General features: G+C 51.1%; 27 protein-coding genes. 6 read left to right on the forward strand and 21 right to left on the reverse strand.

The genetic code is table 11. The features are described 5' to 3' along the window. Positions 1–30: 30 nt before the first annotated feature. The 14 genes from atpG to mioC form a co-directional block, all read right to left on the reverse strand. Positions 31–891 carry a F0F1 ATP synthase subunit gamma gene (gene atpG / locus J0A66_RS11495; protein ID WP_206573957.1) on the reverse strand — a complete coding sequence of 287 codons (861 nt, stop codon included), beginning with the start codon at positions 889–891 and terminating at the stop codon, positions 31–33. Between the two features lie 52 nt (positions 892–943). After that, positions 944–2,485, reverse strand: a complete 1,542-nt coding sequence (gene atpA / locus J0A66_RS11500) for a F0F1 ATP synthase subunit alpha (protein WP_206573958.1) — start codon at positions 2,483–2,485, stop codon at positions 944–946. A 12-nt stretch (positions 2,486–2,497) separates the two neighbouring features. Continuing rightward, positions 2,498–3,031 carry a F0F1 ATP synthase subunit delta gene (atpH, locus tag J0A66_RS11505; protein WP_206573959.1) on the reverse strand — a complete coding sequence of 178 codons (534 nt, stop codon included), beginning with the start codon at positions 3,029–3,031 and terminating at the stop codon, positions 2,498–2,500. A gap of 12 nt (positions 3,032–3,043) precedes the next feature. Further along, positions 3,044–3,514 carry a F0F1 ATP synthase subunit B gene (atpF, locus tag J0A66_RS11510; protein ID WP_206573960.1) on the reverse strand — a complete coding sequence of 157 codons (471 nt, stop codon included), beginning with the start codon at positions 3,512–3,514 and terminating at the stop codon, positions 3,044–3,046. Positions 3,515–3,559: 45 nt separating this feature from the next. Next, a complete protein-coding gene (gene atpE / locus J0A66_RS11515) occupies positions 3,560–3,781 on the reverse strand; it encodes a F0F1 ATP synthase subunit C (RefSeq protein ID WP_206573961.1) in 222 nt (73 codons plus the stop codon). 72 nt (positions 3,782–3,853) lie between these two features. Continuing rightward, a complete protein-coding gene (atpB, locus tag J0A66_RS11520) occupies positions 3,854–4,687 on the reverse strand; it encodes a F0F1 ATP synthase subunit A (RefSeq protein ID WP_206573962.1) in 834 nt (277 codons plus the stop codon). A gap of 35 nt (positions 4,688–4,722) precedes the next feature. Continuing rightward, on the reverse strand, positions 4,723–5,106 hold the full coding sequence (locus tag J0A66_RS11525) for an ATP synthase subunit I (RefSeq protein WP_338143882.1): 384 nt from the start codon (positions 5,104–5,106) through the stop codon (positions 4,723–4,725). A 135-nt stretch (positions 5,107–5,241) separates the two neighbouring features. After that, on the reverse strand, positions 5,242–6,117 hold the full coding sequence (locus tag J0A66_RS11530; RefSeq protein WP_206573963.1) for a ParB/RepB/Spo0J family partition protein: 876 nt from the start codon (positions 6,115–6,117) through the stop codon (positions 5,242–5,244). Positions 6,118–6,161: 44 nt separating this feature from the next. After that, entirely contained in the window at positions 6,162–6,953 is a 792-nt protein-coding gene (locus J0A66_RS11535; RefSeq protein WP_206573964.1) for a ParA family protein, read from the reverse strand. 26 nt (positions 6,954–6,979) lie between these two features. Continuing rightward, positions 6,980–7,618, reverse strand: a complete 639-nt coding sequence (gene rsmG, locus J0A66_RS11540; protein ID WP_206573965.1) for a 16S rRNA (guanine(527)-N(7))-methyltransferase RsmG — start codon at positions 7,616–7,618, stop codon at positions 6,980–6,982. After that, complete coding sequence (gene mnmG, locus J0A66_RS11545; RefSeq protein WP_206573966.1) at positions 7,618–9,519, reverse strand: tRNA uridine-5-carboxymethylaminomethyl(34) synthesis enzyme MnmG; 1,902 nt, start codon at positions 9,517–9,519, stop codon at positions 7,618–7,620. Before mnmG ends, rsmG begins: the two co-directional genes overlap by 1 nt. A 501-nt stretch (positions 9,520–10,020) precedes the next feature. Beyond that, a complete protein-coding gene (locus tag J0A66_RS11550; protein WP_206573967.1) occupies positions 10,021–10,836 on the reverse strand; it encodes an ATP-binding protein in 816 nt (271 codons plus the stop codon). After that, positions 10,817–11,500 carry a DnaT-like ssDNA-binding domain-containing protein gene (locus J0A66_RS11555; protein ID WP_206573968.1) on the reverse strand — a complete coding sequence of 228 codons (684 nt, stop codon included), beginning with the start codon at positions 11,498–11,500 and terminating at the stop codon, positions 10,817–10,819. The genes J0A66_RS11550 and J0A66_RS11555 overlap by 20 nt, the downstream gene beginning before the upstream one ends. Beyond that, positions 11,461–11,934: an FMN-binding protein MioC gene (mioC, locus tag J0A66_RS11560; protein WP_206573969.1), complete on the reverse strand. Its 474-nt coding sequence runs from the start codon at positions 11,932–11,934 to the stop codon at positions 11,461–11,463. Before mioC ends, J0A66_RS11555 begins: the two co-directional genes overlap by 40 nt. Before the next feature lie 192 nt (positions 11,935–12,126). On the opposite strand from mioC, the gene J0A66_RS11565 reads away from it, so the two are divergent. Next, a complete protein-coding gene (locus J0A66_RS11565) occupies positions 12,127–13,440 on the forward strand; it encodes a PP2C family protein-serine/threonine phosphatase (protein WP_206573970.1) in 1,314 nt (437 codons plus the stop codon). A 20-nt stretch (positions 13,441–13,460) separates the two neighbouring features. After that, positions 13,461–13,967, forward strand: coding sequence for an STAS domain-containing protein (locus J0A66_RS11570; RefSeq protein ID WP_206573971.1), 507 nt, complete (start codon positions 13,461–13,463; stop codon positions 13,965–13,967). Positions 13,968–13,979: 12 nt separating this feature from the next. Here J0A66_RS11570 and mnmE read toward each other — a convergent pair whose 3' ends face one another. The 6 genes from mnmE to rpmH all read right to left on the reverse strand — a co-directional run bounded on the left by mnmE (position 13,980) and on the right by rpmH (position 18,305). Next, a complete protein-coding gene (mnmE, locus tag J0A66_RS11575) occupies positions 13,980–15,344 on the reverse strand; it encodes a tRNA uridine-5-carboxymethylaminomethyl(34) synthesis GTPase MnmE (protein ID WP_206573972.1) in 1,365 nt (454 codons plus the stop codon). 6 nt (positions 15,345–15,350) lie between these two features. Continuing rightward, positions 15,351–15,833 (reverse strand): YajQ family cyclic di-GMP-binding protein, encoded by a 483-nt coding sequence (locus J0A66_RS11580; RefSeq protein WP_206573973.1) that lies wholly within the window; start codon positions 15,831–15,833, stop codon positions 15,351–15,353. A 98-nt stretch (positions 15,834–15,931) separates the two neighbouring features. Then, positions 15,932–17,575, reverse strand: a complete 1,644-nt coding sequence (yidC, locus tag J0A66_RS11585; RefSeq protein ID WP_206573974.1) for a membrane protein insertase YidC — start codon at positions 17,573–17,575, stop codon at positions 15,932–15,934. Positions 17,576–17,581: 6 nt separating this feature from the next. Beyond that, a complete protein-coding gene (yidD, locus tag J0A66_RS11590) occupies positions 17,582–17,833 on the reverse strand; it encodes a membrane protein insertion efficiency factor YidD (RefSeq protein WP_206573975.1) in 252 nt (83 codons plus the stop codon). Beyond that, on the reverse strand, positions 17,788–18,156 hold the full coding sequence (gene rnpA / locus J0A66_RS11595; protein ID WP_206573976.1) for a ribonuclease P protein component: 369 nt from the start codon (positions 18,154–18,156) through the stop codon (positions 17,788–17,790). Before rnpA ends, yidD begins: the two co-directional genes overlap by 46 nt. 14 nt (positions 18,157–18,170) lie before the next feature. Beyond that, positions 18,171–18,305: a 50S ribosomal protein L34 gene (rpmH, locus tag J0A66_RS11600; protein ID WP_082633349.1), complete on the reverse strand. Its 135-nt coding sequence runs from the start codon at positions 18,303–18,305 to the stop codon at positions 18,171–18,173. Positions 18,306–18,816: 511 nt separating this feature from the next. Between rpmH and dnaA the strand changes: the two genes are divergently transcribed. From dnaA to gyrB, 4 genes are read left to right on the forward strand one after another with little or no spacing between them, the layout of a single operon-like run. After that, positions 18,817–20,196, forward strand: a complete 1,380-nt coding sequence (gene dnaA / locus J0A66_RS11605) for a chromosomal replication initiator protein DnaA (protein WP_206573977.1) — start codon at positions 18,817–18,819, stop codon at positions 20,194–20,196. A 20-nt stretch (positions 20,197–20,216) separates the two neighbouring features. Next, positions 20,217–21,320 carry a DNA polymerase III subunit beta gene (dnaN, locus tag J0A66_RS11610; RefSeq protein ID WP_206573978.1) on the forward strand — a complete coding sequence of 368 codons (1,104 nt, stop codon included), beginning with the start codon at positions 20,217–20,219 and terminating at the stop codon, positions 21,318–21,320. A gap of 31 nt (positions 21,321–21,351) precedes the next feature. Next, on the forward strand, positions 21,352–22,437 hold the full coding sequence (gene recF, locus J0A66_RS11615) for a DNA replication/repair protein RecF (protein ID WP_206573979.1): 1,086 nt from the start codon (positions 21,352–21,354) through the stop codon (positions 22,435–22,437). 3 nt (positions 22,438–22,440) lie between these two features. After that, entirely contained in the window at positions 22,441–24,858 is a 2,418-nt protein-coding gene (gyrB, locus tag J0A66_RS11620) for a DNA topoisomerase (ATP-hydrolyzing) subunit B (protein ID WP_206573980.1), read from the forward strand. A 56-nt stretch (positions 24,859–24,914) separates the two neighbouring features. Here gyrB and J0A66_RS11625 read toward each other — a convergent pair whose 3' ends face one another. Then, positions 24,915–25,358, reverse strand: coding sequence for an early set domain-containing protein (locus tag J0A66_RS11625; protein WP_206573981.1), 444 nt, complete (start codon positions 25,356–25,358; stop codon positions 24,915–24,917). Positions 25,359–25,399: the final 41 nt, after the last annotated feature.

Raw genomic sequence — 25,399 nt, forward strand, 5'->3', positions numbered from 1 at the left:
AATTTGTCCTCTTGATTTTAAAACCTTTGCCTACACAGCAGCGGCGCCGCTGACGATTTCGCTGATTTCCTGCGTAATCGCCGCCTGGCGGGCCTTGTTGTAGATCAGTTGCAGTTCATCTATCAGGTTGCCCGCGTTATCTGTCGCGGCTTTCATGGCAACCATTCGCGCAGCCTGCTCGGAGGCGGCATTATCCACTACACCCTGATATACCTGGGATTCCACATAACGTACCAGCAACATATCCAAAATGGGTTTTGGATCCGGCTCGTACAGGTAGTCCCAACGGTGCTTGTATGCTTTGTCGTCAGACTTGGGCAAAGGTAGCAATTGATTGATCGTGGGTTCCTGGGTCATGGTATTCACAAACTTGTTGTATACCAGATACAGGCGGTCGATCTCGCCGTTGTCAAAAGCGTTTAGCATGACCTTGACCAGGCCAATCACGTCTTTAACACTGGGCGCATCACCAATACCCGATTCCGCTGCCAATACCTTGCCGCCGAAACGATTGAAAAAACCGCAGGCCTTGGAACCCAATGCAGCAAAGTGCACTTGCGCGCCTTTCTTCTGCCATTCCTTCGCGTCTTTTACCACTGCCTTGAATTCGTTGGTGTTTAAGCCACCACATAATCCACGATCAGTAGAAATAACGATATACCCTACGGCCTTGATCTCACGTTCTTCCAGATAAGGATGACGGTATTCAAGGTTGGCGTTGGCAAGGTGACCAATCACGCTTCGCATGTTGTCAGCGTATGGACGGCTGGAAGCCATACGGTCCTGGGCCTTCTTCATTTTAGAGGCGGCGACCATTTCCATAGCGCTGGTGATCTTCTGAGTATTCTTAATACTCCCGATCTTACCTTTTATCTCTTTACCACCGGCCATGACACTCTCCCGATTACTCAACGATGGATGCGCTTAAAGCGCATCCAGTACATTACCAAGTCTGCGTATCCTTGAATTTGCCCAGGGCTTCTTTCAAGGTTGCTTCGATCTCGTCGTTGTAGTTACCCGTGCTGTTGATCGTGTTCATGAGCTCGGCATATTCGCTGTCCATGTAAGCATGCAGGGCAGATTCAAAGTCCAGGACTTTCTTCAGCTCTACGTCTTTCAGGAAGCCTTTCTCAACGGCAAACAGAGACACAGCCATTTTCGCCACGGACAGCGGGCTGTATTGTTTCTGCTTCATCAGCTCGGTTACGCGCTCACCATGCTCCAACTGGGCACGGGTCGCTTCGTCCAGATCTGATGCGAACTGAGAGAAGGCTGCAAGTTCACGATACTGGGCCAGGGCCAGACGGATACCGCCGCCCAGTTTCTTGATGATCTTGGTCTGTGCCGCACCACCTACCCGTGAAACCGAGATACCGGCGTTCACCGCAGGACGAATACCGGCGTTGAACAGGTTGGTTTCCAGGAAGATCTGACCATCGGTGATGGAGATTACGTTGGTGGGTACGAAGGCAGATACGTCACCAGCCTGGGTTTCAATGATGGGCAGGGCGGTCAGAGAACCCGTCTTGCCTTTCACTTCACCCTTGGTGAAATTCTCCACGTACTGGGCATTGACGCGTGATGCACGCTCCAGCAGACGGGAGTGCAGATAGAATACGTCACCAGGGTAGGCTTCACGGCCCGGCGGACGACGCAGCAGCAGTGAAATCTGACGATAGGCAACGGCCTGCTTGGACAGGTCATCATAAATGATCAGGGCATCTTCACCGCGGTCACGGAAGTACTCACCCATAGTACAGCCGGAGTAAGGCGCCAGGTATTGCAGGGCGGCTGACTCGGAAGCTGAGGCAGCGACTACAATGGTATGGGCCATAGCGCCGTGCTCTTCCAGCTTACGCACTACGTTGGCGATAGTCGACGCCTTCTGGCCGATGGCCACGTAGATACATTTAATGCCGGTGCCTTTCTGGTTGATAATGGCATCCACCGCCAGGGCAGTCTTACCGGTCTGGCGGTCACCGATGATCAGCTCACGCTGGCCACGACCAACAGGGATCATAGCATCGATGGACTTGTAACCGATCTGCACGGGCTGGTCGACCGACTGACGTTCGATAACGCCAGGTGCAATCTTTTCAACCGGCTCATAAGCTTCGGCGTCGATAGCACCCTTGCCGTCGATTGGCGCACCCAGGGTATTTACCACACGGCCCAGCAGGTTACGGCCTACCGGCACTTCCAGAATGCGGCCACTGGATTTTACCTTAACGCCTTCCTGCAGGTCGGCATAAGGACCCATCACTACCGCACCCACGGAGTCCCGCTCCAGGTTCAGTGCGATAGCATAGCGATTGCCAGGAAGCTCGATCATCTCACCCTGCATGACATCTGCCAGGCCATGGATACGGATAATACCGTCGGTCACACCGACGATAGTTCCTTCATTACGTGCTTCACTTGCTACATCGAACTGCTCAATTCGCTTTTTGATCAGTTCTGCAATTTCAGTGGAATTCAGTTGCATACTCTTTCCCCGTTATGCTTGCAACGCGTCTGCGAGACGGTTCAGTTTACTGCGGATGGAACCGTCGATAACCGTATCACCGGCTTTGATAATGACGCCGGCGACTAAAGCAGGATCCACGTTACAATTCAGCTTAACTTTTCGTGCAAGGCGTTTTTCAAGAGACGCGCTGAGATCGGACTGTTGTTTAGCGCTGAGTTCGGTGGCAGAGGTAATAACGACCTCTACCTCTTTATCGAATTCGGCTTTAAGCTGGTTAAACAAACCCAATACATCAGGAAGCGTTTTCAAGCGTCCGTTTTCGGCCATCACCTTTATCAGGTTCTGACCCTGCTGGTCGAGCTCGTCACCACACACATTGATAAAGATTTCTGCCAGCTTCTCTGCCGCCATGGCACTGCTGAGCAAATCTTGTATCCTGTCGTTACCAGCAACGGCAGAGGCAAAAGACAGCATGTGCTGCCACTTGTCCACTGCCTGGTTCTCGACCGCACTATCGAAAGCAGCTTTGGCATAGGGACGAGCAATGGTAGTCAATTCAGACATAGCTCATATCCCTTATAGTTCGGCGACCAGTTTTTCAACTATGTCGCTCTGTGCCGCCGCATCAATTTGACGCGCCAGAATTTTCTCTGCCCCTGCTACCGCCAGGACGGCGACCTGCTTACGCAGTTCTTCCTTGGCACGGTTGCGCTCGGCTTCAATCTCGGTGTGGCCGGAGGCAATGATTTTCTCACGCTCCTGGTGCGCGCGTTCTGTCTCTTGGTCGACTATTTGCGCGGCACGCTTTTTGGCCTGCTCGATGATGTCCGCTGCCTGATACTTGGCTTCTTTCAATTGCTCCTTGGCTTTTTCCTGAGCAATTTGCAGATCTTTTTCGGCACGGTCAGAAGCAGCCAGCCCATCGGCAATCTTCTTCTGACGCTCTTCAATCGCAGCCATGATAGGCGGCCACACGAATTTCATGCAGAACAGCACGAACACGGCAAATGCGATTAATTGGCCTATTAGAGTGGCGTTAATATTCACGACCGCTCCTCCTCGTTAGTTGTTCGCGTTGAAAGTGGATAAAACTTAAGCACCAACAGCGAACAACAGGTACAGAGCGATACCAACACCGATCATCGAGATGGCGTCGATCAGACCGGCCACGATGAACATTTTAACTTGCAGTTGTGGCGCCAACTCTGGCTGACGAGCAGCTGATTCCAGGAATTTACCACCCAGCAGACCGAAGCCGATGGCCGTACCCAGAGCACCCATACCGATAAGTAGAGCAACAGCGATGTATAACATGTATATCTCCGATTTTTAGTTAAGTTAAAGTTGAATGTTAAAGGTTAAATTAGAAATAAGCTCTCTAATGCGTTAATGGTCTTCGTGGGCCATGCTCAGGTAAACCACAGTGAGCATCATGAAGATAAAGGCCTGCAATACAATGACCAGAATATGGAACACCGCCCAGGGGAAATGCAGTGGCAACTGCCACAATCCCAGCATGGCCATCAGGATAAAGATCAGCTCACCGGCATAGAGGTTGCCGAACAGACGCAGTGCCAATGACATGGGCTTGGCGAGCAGGGTGACGGTTTCCAGGATAAAGTTGACCGGGATAAAAGCCCAGTGATTAAACGGCTGGAACGTCAGCTCTTTCATAAAGCCGCCGATACCCTTGACCTTGATGGAATAGAAGATAATCAGGAAGAATACGCCCAGGGCCAGGGCAAAGGTCATGTTCAGGTCAGTGGTAGGAACCACTTTCATATACACATCGTGTGGATCCACACCGAATCCCACATAACCAATCTGACCGGCAATCCAGGGCAGTAAATCCACAGGAACCAGATCCATCAGGTTCATCAAAAAGACCCAGACAAAAATGGTCAGGCCCAAAGGGGCAATGAGCTTATTCTTGCCATGGAAGGTGTCGCGGACGTTGCTGTCGACGAAATCCACCACCATTTCGATAAAGGCCTGGGTTTTGGAAGGTACGCCGGAAGTCGCTTTTTTGGCGATCGAGCGGAAGAACCAGAGGAACAGGATACCCAGTCCGATGGACCAACCCAAGGTGTCAATGTGCCATGTCCAGAATCCTGCATCGGCGCATGCCTTGTTGAAGGCGATGCCTGAATCCGTGGTGCACATGGTGGCATTGGTCAAATGGTGGATAATGTATTCTTGCGATGTTATTTCTGATGCCATTAGTCAACCCAACAAGTTTTTAGAAATCGTTTTTCTCAGCGCTTCTCGATGAAAATAAGACTAAGCCACTGAATCAGCATTGTTGCGATAAAGCCGACAAACATGAACCCGACTTTGAGATCCGGCCACTGAAACGCCGCAACAAATAGAAAAATCGTTATTAACAATTTGAGCTTTGAGCCCTGACTAAAACTGCGCACTACCAGTTGGCTTTTACTGGCGCCGGCAAATTTAAAGGCAAGGTGGGAAAATACAAGATTGGGAAGAATACTTACAAGCGCACCGACAGCCGCAGATAATCCGCTCTTCCAGCCCCATTGCAGCCACAAAACCCCACACAGGAAGGTAGCTGTAACACATTGAACGGCAATCATTTTCCTGGCCAGTAACTTACCCGCTCCGGCCAAATCTGATGCCACCTGTATCCCCGTTCAGTTCAAACTCAAATCAAAAGCGCCAAAATTATACTGTTTCACCGCAAATATTCAACAATTAACCGATACAGCTATAGCCTTATAAATTCTGAGAATAAAGGACTAACAGATTGTTTTTGGCTAGTTAATTTTCGACAGTATGCCATCCAGCTCATCCAGGCTGGTATAGCTGATCACCAGCTTGCCCTTACCGCGACTGTTATGACTGATGGAAACGGCAGCCCCAAGGTTTTCGGAAAGTTGAGTTTCCAGTCGTTTGATATCCGGATCGGTTCTCTTGTCGGCTTTTGGCTGCACCGGTTCAAGCATCTTGCGCACCAGCTTCTCCGCATCCCTGACTGTCATCCCTTTTGCCACCACGGCACGGGCGGCGTCGTTCTGCAGATCGCCTTCCAGTGACAACAGGGCCCTGGCATGGCCCATTTCGAGATCGCCGTACTCAAGCAACAATTTTACGTCATCGTTGAGATTGTTCAGTCTGAGCAGATTTGTCACACTGGCCCGGGATTTTCCTACCGCATCAGCCACTTCCTGATGGGTCAGTTCGAATTCCGTGAGCAGTCGTTGCAGAGCCTGTGCCTCTTCCATGGCATTGAGATCTTCACGTTGGATGTTTTCAATCAGGGCAATGGCCACGGCAGCTTCATCGGGCACGTTCTTGATCAGGCAGGGCACCACATCCAGGTGCGCCATCTGCGAAGCCCGCCAGCGTCTTTCCCCGGCAATGATTTCATACTTCTGTTCGGAAAGCTTACGCACCACAATTGGCTGGATAACGCCCTGGGAGCGGATGGAAGAGGCCAGATCCTCCAGGGCTTCGGGAGACATGTCCTTGCGCGGCTGGTATTTTCCCGGCTGCAGGAATTCGATGGGCAATTTTTGCAACTCGCCGCCTTTTTCCAGCTTTTCCTGCTCGGATGCCTCACTGCTGTGTTGGCTGCTGGTCGCCAATAATGCGTCCAGGCCCCGGCCTAGTCCTCTTTTCTTGCTCGACATGAAATCCTCAAGTTCTATTCTGGCTGCGGCGGAATTCTACCGAATTACCCGGCCTTGGCCACAGGTCTTTCTCTGTCCCGGCGTCTGAGTATTTCCCCGGCCAGGGCCAGATAAGCTTTGGCCCCCGCGGAAGACTTTTCATAGTACATGGCCGGCGTACCAAAGCTGGGGGCTTCAGCCAGACGGACATTGCGGGGAATGACAGTACGATAGACCTGCTCACCGAAATGGCGTTTGAGTTGTTCGGACACATCGTTAGCCAGTCGATTTCTGGGGTCGTACATGGTTCGCAGTACCCCCTCAATCTTCAGCTCAGGATTGACCACGGAAGCCAGCTTGCGGATGGTATCCATCAGCGCGGTCAGCCCCTCCAACGCATAGTATTCACATTGCATGGGAACCAATACGGAATCGGCAGCCGCCATGGCATTAACGGTCAGTTGGTTGAGGGAAGGGGGGCAGTCGATGAAGATATAATCGTAATAGTCGCGCACCGGTTTGAGGGCGTTACGCAATCTGACCTCTCTGGCAAACAGCTCCATGAGTTTGATTTCGGCAGCGGTGACATCACCATTGGCGGCGATGAGATGATATTTGCCGCTGGTTTCCCTGATGACCACCTCTTCAACAGGCTTTTCCTCGATCAACAATTCGTAGCAGGTGGCGTCCACCTCAAATTTGTCGACGCCACTGCCCATGGTGGCATTACCCTGGGGATCGAGATCGATAAGCAATACTTTACGCCTTGTAGCAGCCATGGAAGCGGCCACATTGACTGCCGTTGTGGTTTTACCCACGCCGCCTTTCTGGTTCGCTATGGCTATAACCTTACCCAAGATTCGCTTTCCCCAAAATTGTCTAGTCAGTGCTTGTGAATAGTCACCAGATGGCGTTCGGCTTGCAGCCCCGGCACCTCTAACCGGATGACCTCCCCCAGCCGGAATTGCGGTGGCATCTGCTGTATTTCGTCGGCCGGAAACTGGCCCTTGAGGGCAATAAATACCCCTTGTGAATCTACCAGATGCTGACACCAGTGCAACATATCTTTTACCGAGGCGAAGGCACGACTGAGCACTCCATCAAAGGGGCGGGAAGGAACAAATTCTTCCACCCGGCTCTGCACCGCCACTATGTTGGTCAACCCCAGTTCATGTGCCGCCTGCTTGATAAAACGAATACGTTTTCCCAGGCTGTCCAGCAACACGAACTGGCACTGCGGCAACATAATGGCCAGTGGAATACCCGGTAAACCAGGCCCCGTTCCCACATCGATAAAATGCTGCCCTTTCAGGTGAGGGGCGACGACGATGGAGTCGAGTATGTGCTTAACCAGCATCTCCTGCGGATCGCGGACTGAGGTAAGGTTGTAGGCCTTGTTCCACTTGTTGATCAATTGCACGAAAGCGATCAGATCATGCTGCTTTCCGGCGTCGACTTCCAGGGATAAAGAGGCCAGATGCTGTTGCAAGCTGGCCAGGAGTTCGGCATCTGCTGGGATCATCAGGCTGTTTTTCTCTCGCTCTTACGCAGCAGGCCTTGTTTCTTCAGGTAGACCAGCAACAGAGAAATGGCCGCAGGTGTAATGCCGGAGATCCTGGACGCCTTGCCAATGGTTTCCGGCCTGGCCGCATTCAGCTTGGCGACCACTTCGTTGGAGAGGCCAGAGATACGGCTGTAATCAAATTCCAGTGGCAACACGGTGTTTTCGTTGCGCAGGGTCCGCTCTATCTCCTCCTGCTGGCGCTCAATGTAGCCGGCATACTTTATCTGGATCTCTACCTGTTCTGCCGCCTGGGGATCGCTGACGCCTGGGCCAAGATCCTCTATCTGCATCAACTGCTGGTAGGTCATTTCTGGCCGGCGGATCAACTCTTCCAGGGAATGCTCGCGTACAATGGCACTCTTGAGGTGCCGATTGAGACTTTCCGCTGCAGCATGTCCGGGGTGGACCCAGTGACTGCGAAGACGTTGGCGTTCCAGCTCTATGGCTTCAAGCTTCTGGTTAAACGCAGCCCAGCGCAGGTCCCCAACCAACCCCAGTTCCCTGCCTTTGGTGGTCAGACGCAGATCGGCATTGTCCTCGCGCAGTAGTAAACGGTATTCGGCACGGCTGGTAAACATCCGGTAGGGTTCCTGGGTGCCCATGGTGGCCAGGTCGTCGATCAACACCCCTACATAAGCCTCATCTCTTCTGGGCGTCCAGGAAGGTTTTTCCTTCACTTGCAGGGCGGCATTCATGCCGGCAATCAACCCCTGGGCCCCCGCCTCCTCATAGCCTGTCGTACCATTAATCTGGCCGGCAAAGAACAACCCTTGGATAAACTTGGTTTCCAGGGATTGTTTCAGATCCCGGGGATCGAAAAAATCATATTCAATGGCATAACCCGGTCGGACGATATGCGCATTTTCAAATCCATTGATGGACCGGATTAACTGCCACTGTACATCGAATGGCAAACTGGTGGAGATGCCGTTCGGGTAAACTTCGATGCTGTTAAGTCCCTCTGGCTCGACAAAGATCTGATGAGAAGTCTTATCGGCAAAACGTACGATCTTGTCTTCGATTGAGGGGCAATAACGGGGACCGATACCTTCGATAACCCCTGCATACATGGGCGACTTGTGCAGGTTATTTCTGATGATTTCGTGTGTCTGCTCATTGGTATGGGTGATATAGCAGGGTATCTGGCGCGGATGATCGCTGGCCCTGCCCATGTAGGAAAACACCGGCAGCGGATCATCTCCGGGCTGTTCCTGCATTTTGGAAAAATCCAGACTGCGGGCATCAAGCCTTGCAGGGGTGCCGGTTTTCAGCCTGCCGACTCTGAAGGGTAATGCCCGCAGACGATTAGCCAGGGCATTGGAGGGCGGGTCACCGGCCCGGCCTCCCTGGTAGTTTTCAAGGCCAATGTGGATCACACCGCCAAGGAAGGTTCCCACCGTCAATACCACTGTCCGTGCGCGGAATTTCAATCCCATCTGTGTTATCACGCCGCAGGCGCGATCATTTTCGACGATCAGATCCTCACAGGATTGCTGAAACAAGGTCAGATTAGGTTGATTCTCAAGCATCTTCCGGATGGAGGCCCTGTACAAAGCGCGATCGGCCTGGGCCCTGGTAGCCCTGACGGCCGGCCCCTTACTGGCATTAAGTGTTCTGAACTGGATCCCGCCACGATCTGCAGCCAGGGCCATTGCACCACCCAAGGCGTCTATTTCCTTGACCAGGTGGCCTTTGCCAATACCACCGATGGCTGGATTGCAGGACATCTGGCCCAGTGTTTCGATGTTGTGCGTCAGCAGCAGCGTTTTTACGCCCATGCGGGCAGCAGCAAGGGCGGCTTCGGTACCGGCATGACCACCACCAATGACGATGACATCAAAATCTTCTGTGTAGAACATCCTCACCTCAGTCCAGCAAAATCGGGGCGCATATTCTATAGATTTTCCCTGCTAAACGGAACGACTAAAATTCGAACAAAGGATCGTCCGGATCTTCGGATCCGTTAAATGTATTAAAGGATCTTTTAGGATCTATTTGTTTATTATTATTGTTTTTAAGGAGGCCAGATCCTTGGGGTAAGTGAATAAAACACTTTTTAAACAACCACTTACAATGAGTTGATTGCTGTGGGAAAGCTTTGATCCTGTGGGTATAAGCTGGGGTTAAACGGGGATCTTATCCACAGGGCAGGGAAAGTTGAAAGTTATTCTTTTAGTAAGCAAGGGTTCCTAACAGCTTTGCTATAGATCTTATCCACACAAGAGATATTCCTGTGCTCCAGCTGTGCATAAAATGAAGCAGGATCGAATTTGATCCTGGTCGGATCCGGACAGGTAGGGGTTCTGCTCAGGCAGGCTCTGGGGATAAAGATCAGTAAACAGTTGTCAGGATCCGGCTGCCTACCGGACCTGATTGGGAACGTAGCCTGGTTTTGTTGTGTTCGGCTGTAATTCGTCCTGTACGGTTTTTCTGCGACTGGGACCCGAAAATCTGACTTTGTAAGTATCGTATTCGCGAATGGATTCGAAACAATATGGTCCAACCGCCTGTTCCAGACCTGCCAGATCATGGTTGGTAATGAGGATACAGTTTTTGTTCTGGCTGTATCTTTGTCTCAGCAAGGTACCCAGCCAGCTTTGTGCGCTTTTCTTCAGTTGCATCTCATTGACGCAAACCTCATCCAAAATCAGCAGATCCACTGTCATCAATTCCTGGGTGATATCGCGAAACTTTTGTCCGATGTCGTCTTTGGCACTGTAATCATAAGAGAAATAGCGCATCTCAAGCAGACTGGAGAGCTGACGATAGAGTACCGATATCTCGTACCGGTCAATAAGTTCGTGGGCAATAGAGCCGGCAATATGTGATTTGCCGCGCCCATAATCCCCATAGAACAGCATCATATGTGAACCGCTGTTGCGCCAACTGGGATCATCATGGGCGGCGATAAAAGATTTGGCGATACTGACTGCTTCACGCACGTCCTGGCTGTCTTCAATCAGGTTGGTGAAGGTCCATTTGGGATTCAGGTCTGAGCGCCCGTGAATCTGTTCTATGCGCTTTTTTTTCGCTTCCAGTTGCATCTGGCGAACATCCCGGTTGGCCTTGGCCTCAAATTCCTTTCTGAGCGCCTCATAGTCTGTCACCTGGCTAACCTGTGTGGTCTTGCCCAGGCTCCTGGCCAACTGTTCGAGTCTATCCTTTATGCTTTGCACTGTATTTCTCCACCAGTTTCTTGGCGTTGTCATCTATTGTCAGGCCAGGTGTGTTGGGTATCAGTTGATGTCCCACCTGTCGGCTCATTGTACCCAGTCCCAGACGTTTCCGTTTCAGGTGCAGGACAAATTTTTGCGTCCACTGAAACAGGGTCAGGTTCATTTCCGGACGGCTCAACCAGTAGGCAATGAAGTCTCCCACCTCATCCTGATTGTATTGATTGTCCAGCAGTCCCACCAGTCTGGCCAGCTCTTCGAACAAAGCCTGATGAGGCTGCCATTTCATCTGCATGGGTTGCCAGGTCAGATGCAACTGGTCAAATTCCTGATTGGTTTTGGCCAGCAGGGGCAGCAACAGGCTCTTTCCGTTCAGACTCTTATTACTGATGGGTTCTTCCCTGCAATCCAACAGGCCGTGATCGGCGAGTTCCTTTAACAACTGATTTATCTGCCGGCCCAGGCTGAACAAGGATTGTTTGCTGTTCAGTAAATCCAGCATCTGCCTGTAACTGAGAGGTTGTGTCATGCCGGTGGCCGGATCCGCACCGGGTCTTAATACCAGGGTGTAAATTACTCTGGCTTCATTGCTGATGGGCCCTTGCAGGGCAATCAGTTCTGACTGGTTCAATGGGTCGTCCCTGTTGCTGAATATTGCAGTTGCCATTCGCACTGGCTCAGGCAGTCTGCCAGCCAACTGACGGCTTCATCCTCAGGGATGGGGTGACTCAACACATCAATATAGCAAGGCTCTGCAATGGCTTCTGCTCCGGCCTGTTGCATCAGTCTGTGCAACTGTTTCCCCCCCTCACAGAAGGTGTCGTAGCTGCTGTCCCCCAGTCCTATCAGCAGGTAGCGTATCCCCCTCAGGCTGGTCTTATGCAATTGTCCGGCGAACGTCTGGATGTTGTCAGGAAGATCCCCCGCGCCATGGGTGGAGCTGCAGATTAACCAGACAGCAGCCTGATCCAGTTCGTGTAAATCCGGGGCAAGATGGATCCTGAAAGAAATGCCGAGCTGCTCGAGCTTTTCACCCACTGCATCGGCTACATATTCGGTGGCACCAAGCATGGATCCAACCACAATTTCAAATTGAGTCACGCTTTCTCCCGATGCTAAAAACAGGCCGCCATTATACCTGCTTGCAGTAAAAATAACCTGATCATTGGCATGGGCAGGAGGATAAGTCTGACAAAACTGTCAGTGGCTGGCTTTGGACGCTATAGTGAAAATTATGTTGAACCAAAAAGTATTCCTAAGCTTGGCTACTGAGCAAGGGCATGAAAACTCACAATGAATTATGATCAGGACGAGTTGTTGTTTTATGCCGATGATGAGGCTGCCCCTGAGAGCCAGCAAGATTTGCTGCCCTGGCGGATTCTTGTCGTCGACGATGATGAAGAAGTTCATATTCTTACCCGTCTGGTTTTGCGTGACCTGATCTTTGAAGGTAAGGGAGTGGAACTCATCAGTGCCAGAAGTGGCCAGGAAGCCCGAAAGATCCTGGACAGTGAACAGGGTATCGCCCTGGTCTTGCTGGATGTGGTGATGGAGTCTGATGACGCCGGACTGCAACTGGTCCATTACATCCGCAGTGAACTTGCCAACCAGGCCATACGTATAATCCTTCGTACCGGCCAGCCCGGCCATGCGCCGGAACAACAAGTCATCATGAAGTACGATATCAATGATTATAAGGAAAAGACCGAGCTGACCTCCCAGAAGCTGGTTACTGCGGTCATTGCGTCATTACGCTCCTACCTTTATATCGAACAGGTTGTCTGCCTCAATCAGCAACTGGAGGATAAAGTCAGGGTCCGCACCCTGGAGTTGGAGGAAGCCAATATCAGGTTGCAAACCTCCCTGGACGCTCTGCAGGAAGGGGAGGAAGCCGGAAAGCGTATCCAGTTCAGGTTGATGCCTCAGGGGCCGTTGCTGACTGGCGGTATGCGTTTCGATCACCTGCTGCTACCGTCAGAGTTTGTCAGCGGCGATTTTGTCGACTATTTCGATATCGACGATCGCTTCGCTGGTTTTTATATGGCGGATGTGTCCGGTCACGGTGTGGCTTCCGCCTTTGTCACTGTTTATCTGAAGCGTTTTATCATGACCCTGCTCGAGCAGTACCGGCATGGCGAGAATGCCCAGATAGTCCATCCCGAGTTGCTGGTTCAAAGTTTGAATCAGGCGCTGCTGGAAGAGGACCTGGGTAAACATGTGGTGATATTCTATGCTGTGCTGGACAAGCTTTCAGGCAGCATGACCTATACCAACGCAGGTCTGTTTCCTTGGCCTTTGCTGGTGACACAGGACGGCATTCACTCAATCGAAGATAAAGGCACGCCTGCTGGTCTGTTCGATTTTGCCCGGTATCGGAGCGACAGCCTGACCTTACCTGACAGTTTTGCGTTGTATTTGTTTTCCGACGGTGTGCTGGATATCCTGAGTGAACCGAGCCTGGACGAAAAGCTACGCAGGTTAAGAGGGTGCCTCACGCCTTTTCCCGGTAGTCTGTCGCAGTTGATCAGGAGGCTGGGAGTCTCCGAGGCCAACCAGTTACCTGATGATCTGGCTTTGTTTTCCCTTGCCAGGAACCCCCCAGCCTAGGTTATTTCGTGGTGGATCTGATGAATGATAACCAAATACTCTTTGCCAGACAGAACGATATCTGTTTCTTCAAGTTTGTCGGTGAAGTCCGTTATACGGCCAGCGGCGGACTGGACAGGCTTATCGACAAGTTGTTTCAGGATCCTGGTCAATGCCGCGATGCGGTAGTGGATCTGCGCGAGGCCAGCTACCTGGACAGCACCAACCTCGGTCTGCTGGCGATGATTGCCAGGAAACTGATCACTGCCCATGACCACAAACCTACCTTGCTTTCGACCAACCAGGAAGTGAATCGAATACTTCAAAGTATGTGCCTGGATCAGGTGTTTATTCTGCTGGATCAGCCTGAAAAATTGGGGCAGCCTTTACAACAGTGGCAGCAGATTGAGCCCGATGACAGGGACAGGGCGAAAATGTTGCTGACGGCGCACGAAGCCTTGCTGGAGTTGGGTGAACAGAATCGTCAGACATTTCAGCCTGTGGTCGATATGATGCGACAGGAACTGGCCGGTCAGCAGAAGCCCTGATCTGCAACGTTGTTACTTACCGATACAGAAACTGGAGAATATCCGGCCCAACAAGTCATCGGAACTGAATTCTCCGGTGATTTCATTGAGGTGTTGCTGTACCAGGCGCAGCTCTTCGGCCAGCAGTTCACCGGCCTTATTCTCCACTAATTGGCTCACGCCTGTCTGCAGGTGCTCATTCGCTCTTTCCAGTGCATCAAGATGCCGGCGCCGGGCGATAAATTGCCCTTCAGTACCGGCGCTAAAGCCCATGCAGTCTTTCAGGTGTTGCGCCAGTAATTCAATACCCTCACGTCTTTCAGCCGACAGGCGAATCAGGGTCATATTGCCGACCTGGTCGAGTCCAGGTCTTTCTGAGGACAAGTCAATTTTATTGCGGATAAGGGTGATTTTCAGGCTGTCGGGCAGACGGTCAACAAATTCCGGCCAGATGCGGTGTGGATCGGTTTGTGTGGTGGTCGTACTGTCTACCATCAGCAAAACCCGATCGGCTTCGGTAATCTCCTTCCAGGCACGCTGTATGCCTATCTGCTCCACTTTATCGTCGCTTTCCCTGAGACCCGCCGTATCGATGATATGCAGCGGCATACCATCGATGTGAATATGTTCCTTGAGAATATCCCGGGTGGTGCCGGCGATATCAGTGACAATGGCGGCTTCCCGGCCGGCCAGGGCATTGAGCAGACTGGATTTCCCCGCATTGGGACGACCGGCGATTACCACCCGCATGCCTTCCCGAAGTATGCTGCCTTGTTTGGCTTGATGACGGATGGCGTGCAAATCGGTAAGAATGGATTCCAAATCTTCTTGCACCTTGCCATCAGAAAGAAAATCCACTTCTTCGTCGGGAAAATCTATTGCTGCTTCCACATAAATGCGCAGATGAATTACCGCCTCGACCAGGTCATGAATCTGTCGGGAAAACTCTCCCTGCAGGGAGCGCAGGGCTGAGCGGGCGGCCTGCTCGGAACTGGCATCAATCAGATCGGCAATGGCTTCGGCCTGAGCCAGGTCCAGTTTGTCATTGAGGAAAGCCCGTTCACTGAATTCTCCCGCTCTGGCCAATCTGATCCCTGGTACAGACAAGATGGTTCGGATTAGCATATCCATTACTATCTGCCCACCGTGTCCCTGCAGTTCGAGCACATCTTCACCTGTGAAGGAATGGGGCCCGCGGAAAAACAGTGCGATGCCCTGGTCTATGACCTTCCCGTCGTTGTCATGAAAAGACAGGTATTCGGCTTGCCTTACCTTAGGTAAACGGCCGAGAACTCTCTCGGCTGCTTGTACGGCCAGGGTACCGGATACTCTGACGATGCCAACCCCTCCACGGCCGGGAGCCGTGGCCTGGGCTACGATGGATTGCAAATCGGCCATTTCGGCTTAGTCGCGGAAGTTGTTGAATTGGAAAGGTTGGCCAAGTTCGGCGCCTTTTACCAGGGCGATGGCTTCCTGAAGATCATCCCGTTTTTTCCCGTTCACTCTAACCTGCTCGCCCTGGATGGAGGCCTGGACTTTTATCTTGCTGTCTTTGAGCAGTTTAATGATCTTCTTAGCCATGGGCTGGTCGATACCCTGTCGGAAGGTCACCTGCTGCTTGACGATTTTACCAGTGGGATCGACTTTGCCTTCTTCCAAGGCAGCCGCATTGACGCCACGCTTGGCGCATTTGTCACGCAGAATACTCATCATCTGCTGGAGCCTGAAATCGGCATCTGCGGTCAGGGTTACCTGGCCTTCTTTGAGTTCGAAACTGGCTTCCACATTACGAAAATCAAAGCGGGTATCCAGTTCCCGGTTGGCGTTATCAACGGCATTTTTGACTTCGACCAGATCAATTTCTGAGACGATATCGAATGAGGGCATCGTGGCTCCTAGCTGTCTGTTGCTGTATGAGATAGGGAATTCTACCTAATGAAAATAAAAAAGGCCCGTTCAACGGGCCTTTCGACTGTCCTGTCAGTTTAGCGGGCTTTCAGCCCACGCTTTTCCATGGAGGCATAGATCATCTTGGCCTGAATCAGGGTAATGATATTACTGACCAGCCAGTAAAGTACCAGTCCTGCCGGGAACCAGAGGAAGAAAATACTCATCATTACGGGCATCCACTGCATGATCTTCTGTTGCATGGGATCGGTCATGGTCATAGGTTGCAGCTTCTGCAACAGATACATGCTGGCACCCGTCAGGATGGGCAGGACAAAGTAGGGGTCCTTGACTGACAGATCGGTGATCCAGAGGAAGAAGTCGGCATGGCGTAATTCGACACTTTCCAGGAATACCCAGTACAGGGCCAGGAAAATAGGCATCTGCAATAGCAAAGGGAAACAGCCCCCCATAGGATTAACTTTTTCCTTGCGATACATTTCCATCATGGCCTGGGACATTTTCTGCCTGTCGTCCCCATACCTGTCCTTCAGAGCCTGCATCTTGGGCTGCAGGGCGCGCAGTTTGGCCATGGATTCGTACTGGGCCTTGGTCAGGGGATACATGGCGCCCTTGACGATAATAGTAATAAAGATAATCGCCAGCCCCCAGTTACCCACCAGGCCATGAATAAACTGCAGTAACCAGAACAGCGGTTGCGACAGCCACCAGAGCACACCGTAGTCCACCGTCAGATCCAGCCCGTTGGCCAGGCCTGCCAGGGTATCCTGGTCCTTGGGTCCGGCATACAGGGTGCTGCTCAGCGTAGTGGACTCGCCGGCGGCCAGACTGACAGGGGTACCGGTGTAACCGATGGCGGCATAACTGCCGCCCAGAATGCGGCTGTACAGAGTGTTCTGTTGGTCCTGTGGTGGGATCCAGGCCGAAACAAAGTAATGTTCCAGCATGCCGACCCAACCACCCATGGTCGCTTTGCGAAGATTTTCATCCTGAATGTCTTCGAAATCATACTTGTTGTAACGGTCTTCTGTGGTTGAGTAAGCCGCGCCCCGGTAAGTGGGCATAAACATGCTGCCTTCAGGACCTGCCAGGGTCTGCTTCAACTGGGCATATTGCTGCAGTTGGACCTCATTCCCGGTTTGGTTGTCTATCTGATACTCCACCCGGATGGCGTGGCTGCCGGAGGTAAAGATGAAATTTTTGGTTACCGTCAAACCCGTTGCCGAGCGCCAGGTCAGCGGCACCGTCAGACTCTCATCCTGCAGTGTGTATTCGTTTGTTTGAACCTGATAAAGCGGACGACCACTTTTGGCTGCGTCCGGGCCGTTTTGGCCGATGAGGCCGCTTTGGGCCACGTACAGTTGCCCGGGTGCCGGATTCAGCAACTGGAAACTTTCGTCTGAGCCTTGTTCAACTGGAAAATCCACCAGTTTGGCAGAGACGATGTCACCGCCCCGGGATTCAATCAATACGTCAAGACTGTCTGTACGCACATGAATCAACTGATTTTGCTCTTCTGCAGCAGCAGAAGGCGCCTGGGGAGGGGTCTCGCCGGTTGGGACATCGTCGTGGGTGGAAGCTGTCTCTGCTACCGGGCTTGAAGATACCTCGGCAACGGGTTGCTGGACTGGCGGCTGGCCATAATCCAGTTGCCACTGTTGCCAGAGCAGAAAGCTGACCAGGGCCAGACCAATTAAGAGAAAACTGCGTTGGGATTCCATATCAGACTACTTATTATCTTGTGTTCGAGGTGGGACAGGATCATCTCCCCCCGGATGTAAAGGGTGGCATTTTAATATGCGTTTGGTGGTTAACCAACAACCAATCAACAATCCATGGATTTTTATTGAGCCAACGGCATATTCTGAGCAACTGGGGTGGAACCGGCATCGGGGTCCCAGCAGGGGAGACAACCACTTCTGATACTGGTGAATCAGCCAGATACCGGCTGACTGCAGCGGTGAGTGATTTTTTTCCATAGCCTCTCCAGAAGCTCGAATAGCTGTGCATTGGTGAGCTGGTCCAGTCCGGACTTGCCTACCACTACTATATCAGCATGGGGAAGCTTGTGTTGATGTAATCTGAAGCTCTCACGGACAATACGTTTTATCCGGTTTCTGTCATGGGCCCGCCTGACACGCTTCTTGGACAAGGTAATACCGATTCTTGGATTATCCAGATTGTTTAACCTGGCAAGAAGAGTCAGCTGGGGAGAGACTGCAGGGATGGCTTGTTGGAAAACATTCTCGAAATGGGTGGGAGTAAGTAGCCTTAGCTCCCTAGAAAACTGATTTTCTCCCACTTCGATAAATGCAATTAGGCTGATAAACGAGCACGGCCTTTAGCACGACGACTGGCAAGAACCTTGCGGCCATTCTTTGTCGCCATGCGGGCACGAAAACCGTGTGAACGTTTACGCTTCAAATTACTTGGTTGAAATGTTCTTTTCATAACCTAGTCCGCCGCTTCTATTACTGATGTTGACAATTCAAGCACGGGATGTGCTCAAAAGGACGCCGAATTTTAGAGATCAGACCGACCCTTGTCAATGTAAATAAAGGCGTCCTGTGCATTATATCCCCGCAGCAAGAGGCCCTGTGTTAATAAAGTTTGGTGATTTCTTGTTTTATCCACAGAACTGGGAGAAGGTGGTGATAATTTCTTCATTTAGAAGTGGGATTTTATCCCCAGTGCCTTTCTGGAAACGGTCGCTCCAGGTCCAGAGAGGGGGCGCCAATAAAAATAATAAAGTGATTAAAAACATAGATATACCCGTTTTTTACTGGAGGAGCACATTTGCAGAAAAGATCAATATTGAAGATGTGGATAAATATCGGTGATAATTCACAACCCGGTTTTGTCCGGCTAAGAATATCTTGAGCCAGTTTTGGTGGCCCCGCGTTCGATAAAAACATAAAAATGCATTGGGCAAGGTGTCTTGTCCAAGAGGAGTTTCCTTTCAATGTCTTTGTGGGATGAATGCCTTAAGAGGCTTCAACAAGAGTTGCCGACCCAGCAATTCAGTATGTGGATTCGACCCTTACAGGCGCAAATAGAAGACTCAACCCTGACCCTGTTTGCGCCAAACAGGTTTGTGCTGGATTGGGTTCGCGACAAGTACATTTCCCGTATCACTGAACTGTTTGCCGAGTTATGTCATCCTGAGGATATGCCCACCTTGCATTTTGATGTCGGTGTTGCAAACCCTGTTCCCGCCAGTAGTCCGGTGCATCAGCCGTCTCCCTCCCAGGCCCCTGCTGTGAGCAGGGGGTTTAACGTCGGTCTTGCACAGGGACAGGCAAATCAGGTCAGGGTGGAGCATAAAAGTAATATCAATGTCACCTATACCTTTGACAACTTTGTTGAAGGTAAGTCAAACCAGCTTGCCAGGGCGGCGGCGAGCCAGGTCGCAGATAATCCGGGAGGCGCCTACAATCCCTTGTTTATCTATGGTGGAACAGGATTGGGTAAGACACATCTGTTGCATGCTGTGGGTAATGGCCTGATTGCACGAAACCGAGAAGCGAAAGTGGTTTACATGCACTCGGAACGTTTTGTACAGGATATGGTTAAGGCCCTGCAGAACAACGCAATAGAGGAGTTCAAGCGATACTACCGCTCGGTGGACGCGCTGCTGATTGACGATATCCAGTTTTTTGCCAAGAAAGACCGATCCCAGGAAGAGTTCTTCCACACTTTTAATGCTCTGCTTGAGGGCAACCAACAGATAATTCTTACCTCAGATCGCTACCCAAAGGAGATTGACGGGGTGGAAGATCGTCTTAAGTCCCGGTTCGGCTGGGGATTGACGATCGCCATTGAGCCTCCTGAGCTGGAAACCAGGGTCGCAATCCTGATGCGCAAGGCGGTGGAAAACAGGATTCAGTTGCCCGATGAAGTGGCCTTCTTTATTGCAAAACGACTCAGATCCAATGTCAGGGAACTGGAGGGGGCGCTTAACCGGGTGATAGCCAATGCCAATTTCACCGGCAGGCCCATTACAATAGATTTTGTCCGCGAGGCATTAAGAGATCTGTTAGCCTTGCAGGAAAAACTCGTTACTATAGATAACATCCAGAAAACGGTGGCGGAATACTATAAGATCAAGGTCGCCGATATACTTTCGAAGCGACGCAGCCGCAGCGTTGCCCGACCCAGGCAGGTGGCCATGGCGTTGGCCAAGGAGCTGACCAATCACAGCTTACCTGAAATTGGTGACGCTTTTGGTGGACGTGACCATACCACTGTACTGCATGCTTGTCGTAAGATAAGCCAGTTGCGTGAAGAAAGTCATGATATTAAAGAAGATTATCAGAACCTGATTCGCACCCTGTCGTCCTAGAGAACAATAACGAGTCGCCCATGAAATTTACAATAAGTAGGGAAAACTTCTTACAACCGCTGCAGTTGGTTGCCGGGGCTGTGGAGCGCCGCCACACCCTTCCTATATTGTCCAATGTGCTTATCAAAGTAAGTGAGGGCACACTATGGCTAACCGGCACGGACTTAGAGGTTGAGCTGATCTCCAATGTCGCCTTGGAAGGTGAGGTTGAAGACGGCGAGATTACAGTACCAGCCAAGAAGCTGTTGGACATCTGCAAGGGATTTTCCGATAGCAGTAGTTTGGAGTTCAAGCTAGAAGGCAGCAAGGCATTACTTAAAGCCGGACGGGGTAAATACTCGTTATCCACATTGCCTGCTTCCGACTACCCGAATCTTGAGGATTGGCAGGGTGAGTTGGAGTTTGAGATTACCCAAGCCCAACTGAAGCGCCTGATCGACAGCACGCATTTTTCCATGGCGCAGCAGGATGTCCGTTATTATCTGAATGGTATGTCATTCGAAACAGAGAGTAATCTTATCAGGACGGTGGCCACTGATGGCCACAGATTGGCACTGTGCCGCATTCCCTATGAAGAAGGGAATCTGCCTGAACGGCAGGTGATAGTGCCTAGAAAAGGCGTTACGGAGATTTCTCGACTGATAGAGAATGACGACAAGTCATTGAAAGTTCAGGTAGGGGCCAACCATATTCGTATTTTCTCTACCGATTTTATCTTTACCAGTAAGCTGGTTGATGGTCGCTTTCCAGACTATCGCCGTGTCTTACCCAAAGACGGTGATAAAGTGGTTGAGGCCAGTAAGGAAGTGCTGAAACAGGCGTTCTCACGTGCATCTATACTCTCCAATGAGAAGTTTCGTGGTGTCAGATTAAACCTGGCCGAGGGAGAGCTGAAGATAACGGCCAACAATCCAGAGCAGGAAGAAGCGGAAGAGATTGTCGACGTTCGTTATCAGGGTGATAGTCTGGAGATTGGTTTTAATGTTGCCTATCTGATCGATGTGCTGAACGCAGTGCATTCTGAATCAGTGAAATTGACCATGTCAGACGCGAACAGTAGTGCTCTGATTGAAGACGCCGGTGATGACGCCGCCTTGTATGTGATCATGCCAATGAGGTTGTAATCAGCGATTCCATGCCGGCCGTAAGCCAGTAATGAAACTGGACCGAATCCAGATACGGCAGTTCAGAAATCTGACCGATATCGATATCAGACCCGCTTCCCGCTTGAATCTGTTGCTTGGCAGCAATGGAAGCGGGAAGTCTTCTCTTTTGGAAGCAATCCATTATCTTGGCTTTGGCCGTTCCTTCAGAAGTAATAAGCACCAGCATGTCATACAACACGAGTGTGATGCTTTCACCGTGTTCTGTCAGGTGGCTACGGAAATAAGATCAGGACTACTGAACATCGGATACCAGAGGTTCAGAAACGGCGACTCATTGATTAAAGTTGACGGTGAACCGCAGAAGCGGATATCTGACCTCGTGCGGTTGTTGCCGATACAACTTTTTACTCCAGCCAGTGTTGAGGTGATTTCGGGCTCTCCTGGCCTGCGTCGAAAGTTCCTCGATTGGGGATTGTTCCACGTGGAACCCTCTTATCTGGAGCTTTCACTTCGCTATCAGCAGGTTTTGAAACAAAGGAATGCCCTGATTAGACAGGGTAACTTATCCAGGGAAGGCCACTACTGGAATGAAATACTAGCCACTGCAGGCGAGCAGATTGACAGGCTGAGAAAAGTGTTTGTGGAGGCGTTGGAGCCCTACATATTGCGTAATCTGAGCTATTTTCTACCTGAGTTTTGTCCGGAAATCTCGTATCATAGCGGATGGGATTCGAGTCTGACGCTGGAGCAGGCGTTGCACGAGAGTAAACAGAAGGATCAGAAATATGGCTTTACTTCAGTAGGCCCTCACAAAGCTGACCTTCGTTTCAGGATTAAATCAGTCGCTGCGCAGGAGCTACTTTCCAGGGGCCAGGCAAGAATGCTGATGGCAGCCTTGCTACTTGCTCAGTCACAACATTTTCAGGATACGAGAAGCAGGGGATGCGTATTCCTGCTGGACGACATAGGTGCAGAACTGGATGAAGATAAAAGACAGGCTTTCATTGAGGCCCTTCTGAATACATCTGCACAATTGTTTGTTACCGCCATTGAGAAAGGACAAATTGATTTTGTCGACAACTATACAGATAAGAAAGTGTTTCACGTGGAACATGGCCAGGTCAAAGAGGAGTAAGAAATGTCAGAGAGCAATTATGATTCGTCCAGCATCAAAGTCCTGAAGGGGCTGGATGCCGTTCGTAAGCGACCTGGGATGTACATCGGTGACACAGACGATGGCACGGGCCTGCACCACATGGTGTTTGAAGTGGTAGACAACTCTATCGACGAGGCGCTTGCCGGTCACTGTAAAGACATCAGAATTACGATCCACACAGATGGTTCCGTATCAGTCAAGGATGATGGGCGAGGTATCCCCACAGAAATTCATCAGGAAGAAGGGGTATCGGCCGCAGAAGTCATCATGACCGTGCTGCATGCGGGAGGAAAATTTGACGATAACTCCTACAAGGTCTCAGGCGGCCTGCACGGAGTAGGGGTTTCCGTTGTCAACGCCCTGTCTGAAAAGCTTCAACTGAGAATCAGGCGAGGCGGAAAAATCCACGAACAGGAATACCATCACGGAGTTCCTCAGGCACCCCTGTCTGCTGTTGGGGAAACAGAAGAGCGGGGTACCAGTATCCGATTCTGGCCCAGTGCTGCTACGTTTTCTGATACTGAGTTCCACTACGACATCCTGGCCAAGCGGCTGAGGGAGCTGTCCTTTTTGAACTCGGGCGTATCCATTATTCTCCTGGATGAAAGAGACGGAAAGACGGACCACTTCTGCTATGAAGGGGGCATCAAAGCGTTTGTCCAGTACCTGAATCAGAATAAAACACCTGTTCACCAGAAAGCTTTTCACTTCTCCCTTGAGCGGGACGACGGTATCAGCGTTGAGGTAGCCATGCAATGGAACGATGGCTTCCAGGAAAATATCTATTGTTTTACCAACAACATTCCCCAACGGGATGGCGGTACGCATCTGGCCGGCTTCCGAGGCGCTCTCACCCGGACGTTGAATAACTATATGGAAGCGGAAGGCCTGAACAAGAAGGCCAAGACCAATGCCAGTGGAGACGATGCCAGGGAAGGGCTTACTGCGGTTATCTCCGTCAAGGTGCCGGACCCGAAATTCTCTTCCCAGACCAAGGACAAGTTAGTTTCCTCTGAAGTGAAGACTGCAGTTGAAGCGACTATGGGGGAGAAACTTCAGGAATACCTGCTGGAAAATCCTGGCGATGCAAAGGTCATAGCCGGAAAAATCATCGATGCGGCGCGCGCCCGAGAAGCGGCCAGAAAGGCGAGGGAAATGACCCGCCGAAAAGGCGCCCTGGACCTGGCGGGGTTGCCAGGCAAACTGGCTGATTGTCAGGAAAAAGACCCGGCAAAATCAGAACTGTATATAGTGGAGGGTGATTCTGCCGGCGGTTCAGCCAAGCAGGGGCGCAACAGGAAAAACCAGGCGATCCTTCCACTCAAGGGCAAGATCCTTAACGTGGAAAAGGCCCGGTTTGATAAGATGCTGTCCTCTCAGGAGGTGGCTACCCTTATCACTGCGCTGGGTTGTGGCATAGGTAGAGACGAATACGACCCAGACAAGCTCCGTTACCATAGTATTATCATCATGACCGATGCTGACGTGGACGGTTCGCATATTCGGACTTTGCTACTGACCTTCTTCTACAGACAGATGCCTGAGATTATTGAAAGAGGCTATGTCTACATCGCCCAGCCGCCATTGTATAAAATGAAAAAAGGCAAGCAGGAACAGTACATCAAGGACGACCCGGCATTGACCGCCTACCTGACCTCAATGGCTTTGGATAATGCCGCACTGCATGTAAACGAAAATGCTCCACCCATCAGCGGCGTTGCCCTGGAGAGCCTGGTCAAACAGTACCAGACCACCATGAATATGATCGACAGAATAAGCCGAATCATGCCCAGGAATTTGTTGAATCGTTTGGTCTACTCGGAAGTGTTGAATCTGGCCGATCTGAACGACTCCCAAAAGCTTGAGTCCGTCGGTCAAGTGTTGGTTAAGAACCTGCAGGATCACGAAAATGACGGGGCACTGTACCGCTATGAAATTCGTGAGAATAAGGAGAGGTTGAATAAGTATGTCGTCATCATTGTCCGTCAGCATGGTATCGACACTGAGTATAAGCTGGATTATGACTTTATCGATTCCACAGAATACAAGCGAATCCGCGATTTGAACCTTGCTATCAACGGGCTGATAGAGGAGAGTGGATACGTGAGCCGGGGTGAGAAGACTCACAAGATCAACCACTTTGCCGAGGCGCTGGATTGGTTGTTGGCGGAGTCCAAACGCGGTGTTTACATCCAGCGATACAAAGGACTGGGCGAGATGAACCCGAGTCAGCTCTGGGAAACGACCATGGATCCAGAAAGTCGTCGCATGTTGCAGGTAACCATTGAAGATGCCGTTGCCGCTGACCAGCTCTTTACCTGTCTGATGGGCGACCAGGTCGAGCCACGCCGGGCGTTTATCGAGGAAAACGCGCTCAGAGTCGCCAATCTGGACGTATAGAACCCAAAAAAAAGCCTGCTTAAGCAGGCTTTTTCTTTTACTATCAGTAAGTTACGTTAACCCTTGCGCTCTATATATACCTGTGGCCGTTCAGGCTGGCTGAAATCAATAAAAAACTCATAGACGCCCGTTTCTCTGGGGGTGAATTTAAAATTATTATTAACGGCATGGCAGGTAGCGCTGACCCGTTTTCCTAGACCTACTACCTCATCCTGTGCCTTGTTCAGATAACCACAATTGGCTCCACTGGACCATTGACTGTCGGCAAAGCGAAAATCATAGGGTTGGCCGTCGGCAATCAGCTCAGCCTCGGCCTTATAGAGATCATCGTCCACCTGTTGAAGCTTGAAGTTTTCATCTGCTTCCCACCAGGTAAAAACGCCCCGCAAGTAAAGTTCTTGGGGTGTTTGAGGCGCTGCTATCTCGGGTTGGCTGGCGCAACCCAGCAAAGTAGCGAATAACACCAGAGGCAGCAATGACTTGAGGGAACAGAATTGCATTGAGAAATCCTTGAACAGGGTATTGAGAGCAAAATTGCCTT

The organism is Bowmanella dokdonensis (assembly GCF_017254865.1).
GTDB classification, from domain to species: domain Bacteria; phylum Pseudomonadota; class Gammaproteobacteria; order Enterobacterales; family Alteromonadaceae; genus Bowmanella; species Bowmanella dokdonensis.